Source organism: Rhodococcus sp. PD04 (assembly GCF_035918275.1).
GTDB classification, from domain to species: Bacteria; Actinomycetota; Actinomycetes; order Mycobacteriales; family Mycobacteriaceae; genus Rhodococcus; species Rhodococcus rhodochrous.
On the sequence record NZ_CP142143.1, the window covers coordinates 2,638,696 to 2,653,359 of the forward strand.

The 14,664-nt window shown below is 66.9% G+C and carries 15 protein-coding genes; 10 read left to right on the forward strand and 5 right to left on the reverse strand.

What is annotated here, in order from left to right:
• The first annotated feature begins 163 nt into the window (after positions 1–163).
• From U9J23_RS12160 to U9J23_RS12190, 7 genes are all read left to right on the forward strand, one after another.
• On the forward strand, positions 164–928 hold the full coding sequence (locus U9J23_RS12160) for a (Fe-S)-binding protein (RefSeq protein ID WP_085468316.1): 765 nt from the start codon (positions 164–166) through the stop codon (positions 926–928).
• Complete coding sequence (locus tag U9J23_RS12165; protein ID WP_326602799.1) at positions 925–2,427, forward strand: LutB/LldF family L-lactate oxidation iron-sulfur protein; 1,503 nt, start codon at positions 925–927, stop codon at positions 2,425–2,427. Before U9J23_RS12160 ends, U9J23_RS12165 begins: the two co-directional genes overlap by 4 nt.
• Positions 2,424–3,047: a LutC/YkgG family protein gene (locus U9J23_RS12170; protein WP_326602801.1), complete on the forward strand. Its 624-nt coding sequence runs from the start codon at positions 2,424–2,426 to the stop codon at positions 3,045–3,047. Before U9J23_RS12165 ends, U9J23_RS12170 begins: the two co-directional genes overlap by 4 nt.
• Positions 3,044–3,307: a WhiB family transcriptional regulator gene (locus tag U9J23_RS12175; protein WP_059383449.1), complete on the forward strand. Its 264-nt coding sequence runs from the start codon at positions 3,044–3,046 to the stop codon at positions 3,305–3,307. Before U9J23_RS12170 ends, U9J23_RS12175 begins: the two co-directional genes overlap by 4 nt.
• 203 nt (positions 3,308–3,510) lie before the next feature.
• Entirely contained in the window at positions 3,511–4,710 is a 1,200-nt protein-coding gene (locus U9J23_RS12180; RefSeq protein WP_326602804.1) for a S8 family peptidase, read from the forward strand.
• Positions 4,711–4,721: 11 nt separating this feature from the next.
• Entirely contained in the window at positions 4,722–5,183 is a 462-nt protein-coding gene (locus U9J23_RS12185; RefSeq protein WP_147414423.1) for a hypothetical protein, read from the forward strand.
• Between the two features lie 47 nt (positions 5,184–5,230).
• Positions 5,231–7,405, forward strand: a complete 2,175-nt coding sequence (locus U9J23_RS12190) for an FG-GAP repeat domain-containing protein (RefSeq protein WP_326602807.1) — start codon at positions 5,231–5,233, stop codon at positions 7,403–7,405.
• A gap of 299 nt (positions 7,406–7,704) precedes the next feature.
• On the opposite strand, the gene U9J23_RS12195 is transcribed toward U9J23_RS12190, so the two are convergent.
• A complete protein-coding gene (locus U9J23_RS12195; protein ID WP_085468250.1) occupies positions 7,705–8,805 on the reverse strand; it encodes a VanZ family protein in 1,101 nt (366 codons plus the stop codon).
• 177 nt (positions 8,806–8,982) lie between these two features.
• Here U9J23_RS12195 and U9J23_RS12200 point away from each other — a divergent pair, with 177 nt between their 5' ends.
• Positions 8,983–9,693: a PadR family transcriptional regulator gene (locus tag U9J23_RS12200; protein ID WP_064059863.1), complete on the forward strand. Its 711-nt coding sequence runs from the start codon at positions 8,983–8,985 to the stop codon at positions 9,691–9,693.
• Positions 9,694–9,770: 77 nt separating this feature from the next.
• Positions 9,771–11,258, forward strand: a complete 1,488-nt coding sequence (locus U9J23_RS12205) for a DHA2 family efflux MFS transporter permease subunit (RefSeq protein ID WP_059383443.1) — start codon at positions 9,771–9,773, stop codon at positions 11,256–11,258.
• A 96-nt stretch (positions 11,259–11,354) separates the two neighbouring features.
• Here U9J23_RS12205 and ppnP read toward each other — a convergent pair whose 3' ends face one another.
• Entirely contained in the window at positions 11,355–11,678 is a 324-nt protein-coding gene (gene ppnP, locus U9J23_RS12210) for a pyrimidine/purine nucleoside phosphorylase (protein WP_059383442.1), read from the reverse strand.
• Between the two features lie 77 nt (positions 11,679–11,755).
• The gene (locus U9J23_RS12215; RefSeq protein WP_059383441.1) at positions 11,756–12,175 is read right to left on the reverse strand and encodes a VOC family protein; all 420 of its coding nucleotides are present in this window, start codon (positions 12,173–12,175) and stop codon (positions 11,756–11,758) included.
• 89 nt (positions 12,176–12,264) lie between these two features.
• On the opposite strand from U9J23_RS12215, the gene U9J23_RS12220 reads away from it, so the two are divergent.
• Entirely contained in the window at positions 12,265–13,209 is a 945-nt protein-coding gene (locus U9J23_RS12220) for a helix-turn-helix transcriptional regulator (protein WP_272267401.1), read from the forward strand.
• A 385-nt stretch (positions 13,210–13,594) separates the two neighbouring features.
• Here U9J23_RS12220 and U9J23_RS12225 read toward each other — a convergent pair whose 3' ends face one another.
• Together U9J23_RS12225 and U9J23_RS12230 are read right to left on the reverse strand one after the other, a co-directional pair.
• Complete coding sequence (locus U9J23_RS12225) at positions 13,595–14,026, reverse strand: amphi-Trp domain-containing protein (RefSeq protein WP_059383439.1); 432 nt, start codon at positions 14,024–14,026, stop codon at positions 13,595–13,597.
• A gap of 278 nt (positions 14,027–14,304) precedes the next feature.
• Positions 14,305–14,571: a hypothetical protein gene (locus U9J23_RS12230; protein WP_143533334.1), complete on the reverse strand. Its 267-nt coding sequence runs from the start codon at positions 14,569–14,571 to the stop codon at positions 14,305–14,307.
• Between the last annotated feature and the right edge of the window lie 93 nt (positions 14,572–14,664).

A 14,664-nucleotide genomic window follows, 5' to 3' on the forward strand; every position in this document is an offset into this window, starting at 1 on the left:
ATCTGATTTCGACCGATGTGGTCAGACCACGTGAAAGTACACCATGGTCCGCGTCACAGTCGACCCGTGACGGAATTTGCGGTCACTGTCCGAAAATGTGCGGCGCATCTCCGGAACGTGTGGTTCAATGTGGTCAGACCACACCCCCGATGCGGAGATCTCCATGCGAATCGCCCTGTTCGCGACGTGCCTCGGCGACACGATGTTCCCGAAGGCCGTTTCGGCCACCGCCCTGCTCCTCACCCGGCTCGGGCACGACGTCGTCTTCCCCGAACGTCAGACCTGCTGCGGCCAGATGCACGTCAACACCGGCTACCAACCCGACGCGCTGCCGCTCGTCGAGAACTACGTCGACGCCTTCGACGACACCAGTATCGACGCCGTCGTCGCCCCCTCCGGATCGTGCGTCGGATCCGTTCGCCACCAGCACGAAATCGTCGCCTCCCGTTACGGTTCCGCGTCGTTGTGCGGGCGGGTCGACACCGTCAAGGCCAAGACGTACGAGTTGTCCGAATTCCTCGTCGACGTCCTCGGCGTCACCGACGTCGGCGCCTACTTCCCCCACCGGGTGACCTATCACCCCACCTGCCACTCGTTGCGGATGCTGCGGGTGGGGGAGAAACCGCTCCAGCTGTTGCGTGCCGTGCGCGAGATCGACCTCGTCGAACTGCCCGAGGCCGACTCGTGCTGCGGATTCGGAGGCACCTTCGCGATCAAGAACGCCGAGACCTCCACTGCGATGCTCGCCGACAAGCTGAGCAATGTCGCCGCCACCGGCGCCGAATACTGCAGCGCCGGCGACTCGTCGTGCCTGATGCACATCGGCGGCGGTCTCACGCGCCTGCGCACCGGCACCCGCACCATCCACCTCGCCGAGATCCTCGCCTCCGTGGAACCGGCCGTCGCCCCCAAGGGAGTGCCCGCGTGACCGCACTCGGTATGCCCGTCGTCCCGCCACGAGGATCCGGAAATCTGCGCGGTCTCGAGAAGTTTCCCGACGCAGCGCGCCAGGAACTCGCGAACCCGCAGTTGCGGCGCAACATCGGCAAGGCCACCCACACCATCCGTGCCAAGCGACTGAACGTCACCGGGGAACTGCCCGACTGGGAGCAGCTGCGCGACGCCGGAGCTGCCGTCAAGACCGACGTGCTCAACCGCCTCCCGGAGTTGCTCGTCCAACTCGAGGAGGCGGTGACAGCGCGCGGCGGCGTGGTGCACTGGGCGGCAGACGCCGCCGAGGCCAACGCCATCGTCACCGACCTGATCCGGAAGACGGGATCCGACGAGGTCATCAAGGTCAAATCGATGGCCACCCAGGAGATCGGACTCAACGAGCACCTCGAGGAACAAGGGATCGCCGCCTACGAGACCGACCTCGCCGAGCTCATCGTCCAACTCGGCCACGACAAGCCCTCGCACATCCTCGTGCCAGCCATCCACCGCAATCGCGCCGAGATCCGCGAGATCTTCCTGCGTGAGATGCCGGACGTCGACCCCGACCTCGACGACAACCCCCGCCATCTCGCCGCCGCGGCACGAAAGTTCCTGCGACACAAGTTCATGACGGTGCCGGTGGCGGTGTCGGGCGCGAACTTCGGCATCGCCGAGACCGGCACCCTCGCCGTCGTCGAATCCGAGGGCAACGGCCGCATGTGCCTGACGCTGCCGCAGACACTCATCACCGTCATGGGCATCGAGAAGCTGTTGCCCACCTTCCGCGACCTCGAGGTGTTCCTGCAGCTGCTGCCGCGCTCGTCGACGGGGGAGCGCATGAATCCCTACACGTCGATGTGGACCGGTGTCACCCCCGGCGACGGTCCGCAGGAATTCCACCTCGTACTGCTGGACAACGGCCGCACCGCCGCGCTCGCCGACGAGATCGGACGTGAAGCACTGCACTGCATCCGGTGTTCGGCCTGCCTGAACGTGTGCCCGGTCTACGAGCGCACCGGAGGCCACGCCTACGGCTCGACCTATCCGGGCCCGATCGGCGCCGTCCTCAGCCCGCAACTGGCCGGGATGGACGAACCCGACGACCCCAACGCCAGCCTGCCGTTCGCATCGAGCCTGTGCGGTGCCTGCTACGACGCATGCCCCGTCAAGATCGACATCCCCTCGTTGCTGGTGGAACTGCGCCACCAGAAGGTCGAACACGCCCGCTTCGGACCCGAGGCCGCGGCGATGAAGGCCGCGTCGCTGGCCATGTCGTCCTCTCGACGCTGGACGGCCGCGCAGAAGGCCGCCGCACTCGGCCGCGTCCTCGCCGGCAAGAAGGGGAGAATCACCAATCTGCCCGGTCCGCTCGCCGGCTGGACAGACGCCCGCGACATGCCGGCCCCGCCGAAACAGACCTTCCGGCAATGGTGGGCCTCCGACGAAGGACGTGCCGCACTCGCGAAGGCACGCGAGGAAGGACAGCAGCGATGAGCAGCCGCGACGCGATTCTCGGCCGGATCCGTTCGGCGCAGACCCTGGCACCGCCGACACCGGTCGAGGTACCGCGCGACTACCGTCTCGGACGCACCCTGCCGGACGCCGAACGCCGTGAGCTGCTGGTCGACCGACTGGTCGACTACAAGGCCCACGTGCACCAGAGCACGCCGGAGGATCTACCCGTCGTGCTGGCGAAGATCCTCACGGATCGCGGAGTGCGCCGCGTCGGGATCCCGGAGGGCCTGGATCGGTCGTGGCTGGCGGAATTCGGTGGCGAGGTGGTGGTCGACTCCACCGACCGACCCGCAGCCGACCTCGGTGATCTCGACGGGGTCGTCACCGCTTCGGCCGTCACCTGCGCCGAGACGGGCACGATCTTCCTCGACGGCAGCCCCGACCAGGGGCGACGCGCGCTCACGCTGGTGCCCGACCTGCACGTGTGCGTCGTGGCGATGAGCGACGTCGAGGTGGGAGTGCCCGAAGCGCTGGCCCGGCTCGTCCCGGAACGGCCTATCACCATGATCAGTGGACCGTCCGCGACGTCGGACATCGAACTCGAACGCGTCGAGGGCGTGCACGGCCCCCGCACCCTGGAGGTGGTGATGATCGGATGACCCTGCTGACCGAGCGTGTCCGGCCGCGACTCGGATGGCAACAGCATGCCAACTGCCGGACCTCCGACGAGTACTTCTTCTTCGCCCCGGAGGGCGAACCACCGAACATCCGCAGGCGGCGCGAGGTCGTCGCGAAACGCATTTGCGCGAGCTGCCGAGTGCTGGCCGAGTGTCGCACCCACGCGATGCTCAGCGGCGAACTGCACGGAGTGTGGGGTGGACTGTCGGAACACGAACGGCTGCAACATCTCAACCACTGACCGCACACGATCTTCGGTGTTTCCGACCTCGCTCGGCTCGGTCCGAGTCACCGAATTCGAGAACGAGTACGCACCGGGGGCGTGACCCGTCCCGTCGAAATGGGGTAGTCGTCTACGCAGGCGCCGGTATCGGCCGGTTCCCATACTGATCCCGCGGGGTCCTCCCGCATCTCTTGTCACCCTTCGGATCAGAGGAACTCATCATGATGACGGACGATGCCGACGGCCCCGTCGAGGCCGAGACCACGGGCCGGCAGATCATCACTTTCACCGAGGACAGCACCCACGAGGAACGGGTCGCCGCACTCGAATCGATCAGCGGCGTGACCTCGATCGCGTCCAGCGACGAGACGGGACCGGAAGCGGTCCCCGCCGACGAACTCGAATCCGCCGACGCGACCATCTTCGAACGACTCGGGGTGGCTGTCGCCGCGGTCGACGCGTCGCAGGTCGAATCGCTCGAGGAGGTCGCACGGCAGGATCCGGCGATCGTGGCCGTGGAACCCGAACATGTCGTCCATACCCTGGCGGCACCGCTGGCCATGGAGACACATCTGGCGGACGGCCGCAGGCACACCTGGGGTCTGCAGGCCACCCGTGCGCTCACGTCGCAGTTCGATGGCTCCGGCGTTCGGGTGGCCGTGCTCGACACCGGATTCGACCTGAACCATCCCGACTTCGCGGGCCGGACGATCATCAGCAAATCGTTCGTCGCAGGCCAGGCGGTCCAGGACGGGAACGGACACGGCACCCACTGTGTCGGCACGTCCTGCGGACCGAGGAATCTACCGAACGCGCGAGGCTACGGCGTCGCACCGAAGGCGGCGATCTTCGTCGGGAAGGTGCTGAGCAATCAGGGCAGTGGGTCCGACTCCACAATCCTTGCCGGGATCGAGTGGGCGTTGGCCAACGGGTGCCAGGTCGTCTCGATGTCTCTGGGCGCCAACGTTCCTCAACCGGTGATGGCCTACGAGGCCGTCGGACAGCGCGCACTGGCTGCCGGGACGCTGATCATCGCTGCTGCGGGGAACAACGCTCGTCGGCCGGCGGACCCCGGATTCGTCGGAAGTCCCGCGAACTCGCCGTCGATCATGGCGGTCGCGGCACTGGCGTCCGACCTGAGGATGGCGGCGTTCTCGGCCAGGGCCACCGTGGTTCCGGGCGGTGCGATCGACATCGCCGCACCCGGTGTCGACGTGTACTCGTCGTGGCCGATGCCGGACCGCTACAACACGATCAGCGGCACGTCCATGGCCACGCCGCACGTGGCCGGATTGGCGGCGCTCATCGTGCAGAGCGCAGCGAAGACCGGGAAGGAACTCTGGAAGACGCTGGTCGACGGGGCCGAGGTGCTGCCGTTGCCACAGACCGACGCAGGCGCGGGGTTGGCCACCGCACCGTGAGTCGGTGCCCGATGCGCAGGATCTCCGTCGTCCTGGCGGTGTTGTCGGTCGTAGTCCTGGTGTCGGCGACGGCCTGCTCGCACGACGCGACGAATCCGCAACGGGGAAGCACCTCGGAGGGCGGGGAGACATCCATGGTCGAAACACCGCGAGAGCACCTGGTCGTCCTTGCCTCCGAGCAGGCCGACGCGGCGGTTGCCGACATCGAGGCGATGGCCTCGGTGACCCAGTTGCTCCGGCCACGGCTGCTCCTCGTCCTCGCGGATCCTGATGTGAGGGAGGGTATTCGAAGAACTCCAGGAGTCCTCGGCGTCTACGACACTGCTCCCGACGGCGAGCCACTCGGCCTGTCGCTCGAGGAGCAGTTGTTCGTGGACGCCTGGGTGGCCCGACACGCGCCGAAGACGCGCCCCGGCGAGGGCTCGAACTGGGACACTCCCGGATTCGAACCGCCGGACATCCCCGGCCGGTGACTCGCACCGGACCGGTTTGCACACATTCTCGACATCAGGAGCATGACATGACCGGCGACCTGAACATCACGGAACGCGTCGTACGTGCAGACGACGTACGCGCAGCCGATCCGAGCGACGAGGCACAGGAACGAACGATCCACCGCTACGGGCGGATCTCCATCCTTGCCGCTCCGGGGGAGTCCGCGGAGGAATCCGTCCCGGAGATCAGAGACATGCGGGACCTCGTCGACGACCCCACCGAGGTCGAGACACTGGGCCTCGCGGCGCAACGGTTGCGGCAATCCGCCGACTACCGGCGGGCGAAGGAGAACCGGCCCCGCGACGGTCGAGAGTGGGACATGGGGGACTGCACGTCGGTCGTGCCCGTCCCGCCCCAGGTGGCAGAGAGCGACAGCGAGCAGGAAGCGGGCCCGACGAGTTCCTATCTCGAGGGGTCGGTGGCGGTCGGCATCGTCATCGTTCAGGGACCGACTGCGGCATTGAGCTTCACCGAGGCCGAGGTGGTGAAGGTGATCGCCGAGGTCCAGAACGGTCTGGGATGGCTCGCCACCGCAAACCCCTTGGCGGGCATCTCCTTCTCGTACGACATCCAGAACGTGAACCTGAGTGTGCAGGCGGACCCGTCCGCTGCCGACCTCGAGGCGCTCTGGCGTGATCCGGCGATGGGCGCGCTGGGCTACAGTGCCGACTGGAACGGCGTGGGTGCCTACGTCGAGGACATCCGCAGCCGTTACGGAACCCGCTGGACGTACTGCGCCTTCTTCACGAAGTATCCGCTCGGTCACTTCGCGTACGCGGGTGCGCCACGGGTCGTCATGGACTACAACAACGACGGCTGGGGCCCGGACAACATCGACCGGGTGTTCGCGCACGAGACCGGACACATCTTCGGCTGCCCGGACGAGTACGCGGACAGCAGGTGCACGTGCGGCGGTGCCTTCGGACGATACGGACTCGCCAACGGCAACTGCGAGAACTGCGCGGCCGAAGGTGGCGTCCCGTGCCTGATGAAGGGCAACACGTTCACCGTCTGCGGCTTCACTCCCGGACACCTCGGATGGGCGCCGCAGCTCGCCGTCAACAACTTCGGGTACAACGCCGGATCGTGGCGCACCGATCGGCATCCGCGGTTCCTCGCCGACACCACGGGCAACCGCCGGGCGGACATCGTCGGATTCGGTGATGCCGGTGTCTACGTGTCGCGCTCTCAGCCCAACGGACGCTTCGAGACACCACGCCTCGTCGTCAAGGACTTCGCCTACCAGGCCGGTGGATGGCGGGTGGACCGGCATCCGCGGTTCCTGGCGGATACGACCGGGGACGGCCGGGCGGACATCGTCGGGTTCGGCGACGCCGGGGTGTATGTCTCGCGGGCGCAAACGGACGGGTCGTTCGGTCCGGTGACGAGGGTGGTCGCCGATTTCGGCTACGTTGCCGGTGGGTGGCGGGTCGAGCGGCATCCGCGGTTCCTGGCGGATACGACCGGGGACGGCCGGGCCGATATCGTCGGTTTCGGTGATGCAGGGGTGTACGTGTCTCGGGCGCAGGCCGATGGGTCGTTCGGTCCGGTGACGAGGGTGGTCGCCGATTTCGGCTACGTTGCCGGTGGATGGCGGGTGGAGCGGCATCCGCGGTTCCTGGCCGACACCACGGGTGACGGCCGGGCGGACATCGTCGGATTCGGTGATGCCGGGGTGTACGTGTCCCGAGCGCAGGCGGACGGGACGTTCGGACCGGTCACGCGCGTCGTCGACGACTTCGGGTACAACGCGGGTGGTTGGCGCGTGGAGCGGCATCTACGGTTCCTAGCGGACACCACCGGGGACGGCCGGGCTGACATCGTCGGATTCGGCGAGGCGGGTGTGTATGTCTCTCTGGCTCGAGCCGATGGGACGTACGGGCCGGTCACGCGCGTCGTCGACAACTTCGCCTACAGCGCCGGAGGATGGCGGATCGAGCGGCATCCGCGGTTCCTGGCGGACACCACCGGGGACGGTCGTGCGGACATCGTCGGATTCGGCAATGCCGGCGTCTACGTGTCGCGGGCACTGGGCAACGGCGGGTTCGACGCGCCCGGATTGATCGTCACCAACTTCGGTTACGACGCCGGTGGGTGGCGGGTCGACCAGCATCCGCGGTTCCTGGCGGACACCACCGGTGACGGTCGCGCCGACATCATCGGGTTCGGCAGCGCCGGCGTGTGGTTGCACAGATCGTGACCGTACTCGAACGAGGGGTTCCGGCCGGTGCGTCGCATCGGCCGGAAACCCTCATCTCAGGTTCATGGTTGCCCCGATTCGAACGCGAGGACCTCGTCGTCGACGGAGAGAACCGTGCGCACCTGGGGATGCGGTGCGCAGCCATCGTTCTGCAGACCTTGCGGGTCGACGGGGAGTCCAGGTCGGTCATGACGGATCCTTTCCTGCGCCGAAAAGTGCTTCGAACGAAGCTTCACGCTCGGGTGCTGCGAAATCATGCGTAGCGGACTACTCGAAGAGCCTCCTTTCGGACGTGACGATCACGTGCGGGTTGTCGAATCGACCTCCACCGCCGGCTGCGGGAGCGCACGACTGTCGACGAGTTCCTGCCTGTTCAGCACACCCGGCAGACCGCGACCGTTGCGGGTGAACAGAGCCGTCACCACCGCGACACCCGCGAAGATCGTGACCAGGATGCTCCACTCCTCGGGGAGAAGATCGAGCAGACCGTATCCGCCGATGCCGGCGAGGAACCGCAGGAGCCGCGAGACCGCCACGGGCATCGAGCCTCCCACGTACCGCAGTCGCACGACGTGATCACCGGGAGACCTGCCCGTGGTGAGGATGACGAGCAACCACACCGCGAGGGTGACGCTGCCGCCGATGATCGTCGACACCGGACCTTCGACGGCGGTCGCGCGATCGTCGGCGAGGTAGATCAGGTAGGCCCGCACCGCGACCGCCACGGCGAAGGTCGTCAACGTGTAGCCGAGCCAGTCGCACAACATCGCGAGCAACCGGCGTGGGACGGTGACCGGGCGCGGTGCTCCCGGGTCGACGTCAGCGGAAGGATCCGACAATCCGCGCGGAACCACAAGTGCCAACAGCGAACCCAGCGCCGCGCCGACCGTGTTGGTGAGCAGATCGTCGACGTCGAACACCCGATACGCGCAGTCGTACGCACCCCACATCCCGGTCAGTTGGGCGAGTTCGACGAACAGCGACGTCGCGAACCCGGCCGCGATCGCCACGAGGATTCCGCGGCCCCCGAGCGCGCGGACGAAGAATCCGAGCGGAACGAACAGCAGCACGTTCAGCGCCAGTTGCAGGACCGCCGTGTCGCGGAGGAATGCGGTGGGACTGCCGGTGTTCGACCACGCACCCCACAGGTCGTCGACGAAGGCGAGCGGATCGGTGTTGGTCCCGGCGCACACCAGCGTCTGTGGATCGGGGAGTGGCAGCAGGGTGTAGGCCCACAGTGCCCAGAAGTAGACGAGGGCTGCGACGAACAGCGCCAGCCGTCCGAGCGAGAGGCGGCCGCGGCGTCGATAGCTCAACGCGACGAACGGCACGAACAACACCGCCCCGACGAGTAGGCCGGCGAAGACTGCGATGACTCCGAGTTCGACGCGACTGTCCACGAGGGGAGTCTGCCACCCGGACGGTCCGATTCCGGGGACGCTCGAGCGTGCCGATGTCGACCGACCCGACCTGCTTGTCCGTCCGCTATTCCACGCCGTATATTCGGCGCCGACTATTCGAAGCGAACCAGTCGCAGAATCGCAACGCCTCCCGACGATCGAAGGAAATCGAGACCGGTGTCCGATCAGCCCCGCAGCCCCGTCCTGACGCCTATGGCCGTCGCGGTACTCGGGCTGCTCGAGGAACGGCCGATGCATCCCTACGAGATGCACCAGCTTCTGCTCAAGCGGCGCGAGGACAACCTGATCAAGCTCCGGCCGAGCTCGCTGTACCACACTGTTTCCCGCCTCGCGGAAAGCGGACTGATCCGGCAGGAAGGCACAGAACGCGCAGGCAACAGGCCCGAGCGCACCACTTACAGCATCACCGAGGCCGGCGCCGCGGCCGTGCGGGCCCGCCTCGCCGAGATCATCCGACGGCCCGTCCGTGAATATCCGATCTTTCCCCTCGGTCTCGCCGAATCGCACAACCTTCCGGCCGACGAGGTCGTCGTTCTCCTCGGCGAGCGCATCGACCGGCTCGAGGAAGAACTTGTCGAATTCGACGCGATCCGCATGTGGGCCGCGGACAACGGCGTGCCGCGTCGCTACTGGGTGGCCGTCGACTTTCTCCGGGACAGGACCGCCCACGAAGCGGACTGGCTTCGCGGGCTGATCGAGGAGATCCGCGACGGCTCCCTCGCGTGGCAGAGCTTCGATGCCGCCGATCTACAACTTCCGGACCCGCCCCATGATCTCGGCCGCGACTGGGGTGCGGCGCTGACGGACGAGACTCTCGCCGAACTGCGGAGGAGCGGTGCGGGAAGTAGTGGTCCCGGTCGGCCGTAGTACATCGACCGAACCGGGACACCTTGACCCAATAGATCGCCGGTCGTGCTCGACCGGTGCGAACAGGAACGAAATCGATGAAAACCGAACGTAATCCGTGGTGGGGCCTGTCGGCCCTGGTGGTCGGGTTCTTCATGATCCTGCTGGACTTGACCATCGTCGCGGTGGCCAACCCGGCGATCATGGCCGACCTGCAGGCCGACATCAATCAGGTCGTCTGGGTGACCAGCGCCTATCTGCTCACCTATGCGGTGCCTCTGCTGTTCACCGGTCGTCTCGGCGACCGGTTCGGCCCCAAGCACATCTACCTTGCGGGCCTGGTGGTGTTCACCGCAGCGTCGCTGTGGTGCGCGACCTCCGGCACCATCGAGATGCTCATCGCCGCCCGCGCCGTCCAGGGACTCGGCGCGGCGCTGATGACGCCGCAGACGATGGCGATCATCACCCGCACCTTCGCGCCCGACAAGCGCGGCGCGGCCATGGGTCTGTGGGGCGCGGTCGCCGGTCTGGCCTCGCTGCTCGGGCCCCTCGTCGGTGGTGTGCTGGTCGATTGGCAGGGCTGGAACTGGATCTTCTACATCAACGTCCCGGTCGGCATCATTGCGTTCGTGCTGGCGGCGTGCCTGGTGCCCAGCCTCGAGACCCAACCGCACAAGTTCGACGTCGTCGGCGTGATCCTCAGTGGCGTCGGACTGTTCCTGCTCGTTTTCGGAATCCAGGAAGGTTCCAGCCGCGACTGGGACGTATGGACCTGGACGATGATCGTCGCAGGTATCGCGGTGATGGTGCTGTTCGTCTTCAACCAGGCGCGCAACAAGGGTGAACCCCTCGTGCCGCTGGCCCTGTTCCGCGACCGGAACTTCTCGATGTCGAACATCGCGATCTCGTCGATGGGCGCAGCCATGACCGCCCTGATGGTTCCGGCGTACTTCTATCTCGAGACGGTCCGCGGATTCTCACCCACGCGCGCCGCCCTGATCTTCGCCCCGATGGCGATCGTCACCGGTCTGACGGCACCGCTCGTCGGCAAGTTCTCCGACCGGATGCCGCCGCGGGTGTTGCCCACCGTCGGCTTCACGCTCTTCTCCGCGTCGATCTTCGGGTTCGCGGTGCTCATGACGCCGGACAGCCCCATCGTGCTGTTCCTGCTCATCGCCGGTATCGCCGGCGTGTCCAATTCGTGCATCTGGGCACCGCTGGCCTCCACCGCCACGCACAACCTGCCCATTCACCAGGCGGGTGCTGGTGCCGGCATCTACAACACCACCCGTCAGGTCGGTTCGGTGCTGGGCAGCGCTGCGATCGGTGCCTTGATCTCGTCTTTGATGGCCGCGCAGGGACTCGGTGAGGTGCAGGCCGGTGAAGGCGGCGGAGCCGCGATGGGAACCGCTCTCCCGGAGCAGATCGCCGAGAAGTTCAGCACCGCGCTGAGCCAGTCGATGCTCCTGCCCGCGTCGGTCCTGATCATCGGGATCGTGGCGTCGGCGATGTTCGTCGGCCACGCCTCGTCGCAGCGGAAGGCGCAGGCCGGCACTTCGGCTGATCGGGCAGAGGTCACCGGCTGAGCCGGGTTCGCGTGTAGGGCCCGGTCGCCACGAACGGAAGAACGCTCCCACCGAGCAGGACTCGGTGGGAGCGTTCTCGTTCGCTCGGGAGTGTGGTCAGCCGTAATGGCAGACGTAGCTGACGGCCTCGGTCACCTCGATGTCGAAGGACGAGTCGCCGGGCACCGAGAAGGAGTCGCCTGCACCGTAGGAGGTCCAGTCCTCGCTGCCGGCCAACCGGACGCGGCACGCGCCGCTGTGCAGCTCCATGACCTCGGGAGCAGCAGTGCCGAAGTTCAGGGTCGCGGGCAGGATCACGCCGGCCGACTTGCGGGTTCCATCCGCCAGATGGAAGTTGTGGCTGACGCACTTGCCGTCGAAGTAGACGTTGGCACGCGGGTCGAGCGTCACGTTGGCGTAGGTCGAAGTCGGCTCACTCATGAGCTGGAGCGTAGCGAGGCGGGTGCAGGTCGCCGGTCGCCGGGGTCGGTGTGCTCCCGTCCGTCGCGAGGTGCATCTCAGGCGCCCTTCACCGAGTCGACGATGTCGAGATAGTGCTGGTTGTACATCACCGCGAGCACGTTGCCGAACGGGTCGACGACCGAGGCGGTGACGAACCCGGGACCGCGTTCGGTGATGCCCTCGTGCGTGGTGGCTCCGAGCGACAGGAGCCGCTCGTAGGTGGCCTCGACGTCGTCGACCGCCCAGTAGGTGAGCGTCGCGCCGGTGTCCGAACCGGTCCGGTGCGGCGGCGCGAACCGGCGCTCGATGAATCCGAGCTCGTGCTGGAAGTCGCCGATCCGGAACTCGACGTACGCCGGAGCTCCGTCGACCTCCCGTACGAAATACGGCTCGACACCGAGCAGTTCGGTGTACCAGTCGATGGCGGCACGCAGGTCGTCGACGATGTAGTTGGTGGTGGTGAGTCCTCGCAACATGACGGTCGTTCCTCTCGTTGGTCTTCTGGGAACAACTCTCGCAGTCAAAGTGCTCATCGACTGAGCACTTTTTTCGGAATACTCGAGGCATGCGCGCAGACCGGCTCGTCGCGGCCCTGTTGTTCCTCCAACAGCGGGGACGGGTGACCGCTGCCGATCTCGCGGAGGAGCTCGAGGTGTCGGTGGCGACGGCGCGCCGCGACCTCGAAGCGTTGTCGGCGGCAGGCATCCCCGTCTATCCGCAGCCGGGACGCGGAGGCGGGTGGTCGCTCGTCGGCGGTGCCCGGACCGACCTCAGCGGACTGTCGGCCACCGAGACCCGGGCGCTGTTCCTGCTCGTCGGACCGGCGGCGTCCGTGTCGGCGGAGGCGAAGACCGCACTTCGCAAGCTCGTCCGCGCCCTGCCGCAGACCTTCCGGGCCGACGCCGAAGCGGCCGCCGGTGCGGTGATGAACGACCGGACGGGGTGGAGCGGGCTCGACCGCCCGCGACCCGAGATCGTCGACCTTCTGCAGACGGCGGTGGTGCGTCGACGGAAGGTCCGGTTCACCTACACGAACGCCATGCGGGAGCGATCGGAGCGCGTCGTCGATCCGTGGGGACTCGTCGACAAGGACGGCACCTGGTATCTGATCGCCGGCACCGAGCGAGGGCAGCGCACCTTCCGCGTCGACCGGATCAGCGGGGCCGAACCGACCGATGACGCCGCAGAACGACCCGACGACTTCGCGCTCGAGCAGGCGTGGGACGAGGTGGTCGGCCAGGTCGAGCAGAAGCGCTCGCGCACGTGGGCGACGGTTCTCATCGGAAGCCGATACGTCCCGATCCTGCGGAACCATTTCGGTCGGCACTGCCACGTCGACGACGAACTCGACGACGGACACAGTCGGGTGCGGATCGCCGCGCCGACGCTGCTCGACATCGCCCGGAATCTCGCCGGATGGGGCGCGCTGGTCGAGGTGCTCGATCCGGTCTCGGTGCGGGAAGAACTGGCGCGTATCGGAACCGAGCTCGCCGACCGTTACGCCCGCTGAGCGCAGAGTGCGTTCGGCGGGAAGCTCACAACGCTGAAGTGAGGCTCACAACCCGGAGGGTCGACCACCAGGGTTGTGAGCCTCACTTTTCGGTTGTGAGCCTTCTGCGGGATAGGTCTTGCAACCGGAAACGGGGCCTGCTGGACTCACCTGAGTCAGTCCGGGCCGCGCACAGTGCTGTCCGTCCCCATGCGTCCTATGGGGTGCGTATGCGAGGCCGTAGTGGTACGTGAGCGTGCCAAGCGCTCGGTCCGAGCGGGTGACCGACCGCAGTGACGGGGTCGGGGGTCCGAAAGATCCGACGCTGTCGGACGGCGGGAAGGAATGCGGCGTCGGCCCCGAGGCGCTCGCGAAGGTAGGAGCGGCGCAGGGGGCTGTGCATCGATCAGTCGGCGGCGCGCTTACGTGGCCGACCACGCCGCGCCGTCTTCTTGACCGGGGCTCTCCGTCGCGGCTCGGCCTGCTGTGGCTCGTCCTCGACCTCGCCCTCGTCTTCATCCGGGTCCTCGTCCGAACCTTCGGCGGTGTCCGCTTCCTCGTCCGGCTCCTCGTCTTCGTCCTCGTCCGCATCGGCTTGTGGACTGTCGGATGGGGCGTCCCGCCAACTGAATTCGACCTCGATCTCGACCTGGTCGCCGTCCACCTCGATCTCGAGTTCCCATTCGAGCCGGTCGGCGACGACGAGCGAAATGGAATCACCGCCCGAGTCCAGTTCCACCTCGGATCCCGTCGCCAAGGCACGACCGAGTGCAATCAGCCGGTCGGACGCCTGCTTGCGGGTAAGTTGGGCCTTCTGCTTGATCTCCAGCTTGGGCACGGCAACTCCTGACCTCGATGAAGTATGCATCCACGGTATCCGTCGCGGGGTAGACCGGAGTCGTGAACGAGGAGCCGTGACGAATTCGACGTTCGTCGTCCGGGCGAGTTACATGCGCGCAACCGATCGCGGCGAAAAGTTGCTCCGGGCGGGATTAGACTCACCGGTGTCGCAGGCCTGCCGATGATGTCGGGCCCGGTGCCTTGCCGGTGCCGGTTCGTGTGGCGGTGGTTCTGTTCGTGTTGCGACGGTCGACGGCGTGGTCGGTGGTTCTTCTGTCAGGAGTTGTCATGGCCCGTTCCGTTCGAGATGAAGAAGGCCGTTCGTCGGTAGATGAGGTGACCCTGCGCGACCTCGAGATGGTGGTTCAGGCACTGACCGGCCGAGGTGCGGACGCAGAGGCCGTCGAGTTCGGGAGCAGTCGAGGAGCTGCAGAGCCGGCCGGGCGGTCCGATGTGCCGGATGGGAGGCGTCGTCGCCGCACGCAGCGGTGATGCCACTCTCGGCCCGCCGGAGTACGGCTGGATGCTGCGCAGAACAGTCATGAGTGCTTGCTCCGAGAGCATCGACATGTGACGCTGACCACATGGTGGAGTCGCCCGAGGTTCTCGACGATCTACGCGCCGGAGGTCATGCCC

Bases quoted from the DNA above. Each gene is read 5' to 3' on its own strand.
- U9J23_RS12160 (WP_085468316.1), top strand. From the start codon at position 164: ATGCGAATCGCCCTGTTCGCGACGTGCCTCGGCGACACGATGTTCCCG.
- U9J23_RS12170 (WP_326602801.1), top strand. From the start codon at position 2,424: ATGAGCAGCCGCGACGCGATTCTCGGCCGGATCCGTTCGGCGCAGACC.
- U9J23_RS12175 (WP_059383449.1), top strand. From the start codon at position 3,044: ATGACCCTGCTGACCGAGCGTGTCCGGCCGCGACTCGGATGGCAACAG.
- U9J23_RS12180 (WP_326602804.1), top strand. From the start codon at position 3,511: ATGATGACGGACGATGCCGACGGCCCCGTCGAGGCCGAGACCACGGGC.
- U9J23_RS12185 (WP_147414423.1), top strand. From the start codon at position 4,722: ATGCGCAGGATCTCCGTCGTCCTGGCGGTGTTGTCGGTCGTAGTCCTG.
- U9J23_RS12190 (WP_326602807.1), top strand. From the start codon at position 5,231: ATGACCGGCGACCTGAACATCACGGAACGCGTCGTACGTGCAGACGAC.
- U9J23_RS12205 (WP_059383443.1), top strand. From the start codon at position 9,771: ATGAAAACCGAACGTAATCCGTGGTGGGGCCTGTCGGCCCTGGTGGTC.
- ppnP (WP_059383442.1), bottom strand. From the start codon at position 11,678: ATGAGTGAGCCGACTTCGACCTACGCCAACGTGACGCTCGACCCGCGT.
- U9J23_RS12215 (WP_059383441.1), bottom strand. From the start codon at position 12,175: ATGTTGCGAGGACTCACCACCACCAACTACATCGTCGACGACCTGCGT.
- U9J23_RS12220 (WP_272267401.1), top strand. From the start codon at position 12,265: ATGCGCGCAGACCGGCTCGTCGCGGCCCTGTTGTTCCTCCAACAGCGG.
- U9J23_RS12230 (WP_143533334.1), bottom strand. From the start codon at position 14,571: ATGACTGTTCTGCGCAGCATCCAGCCGTACTCCGGCGGGCCGAGAGTG.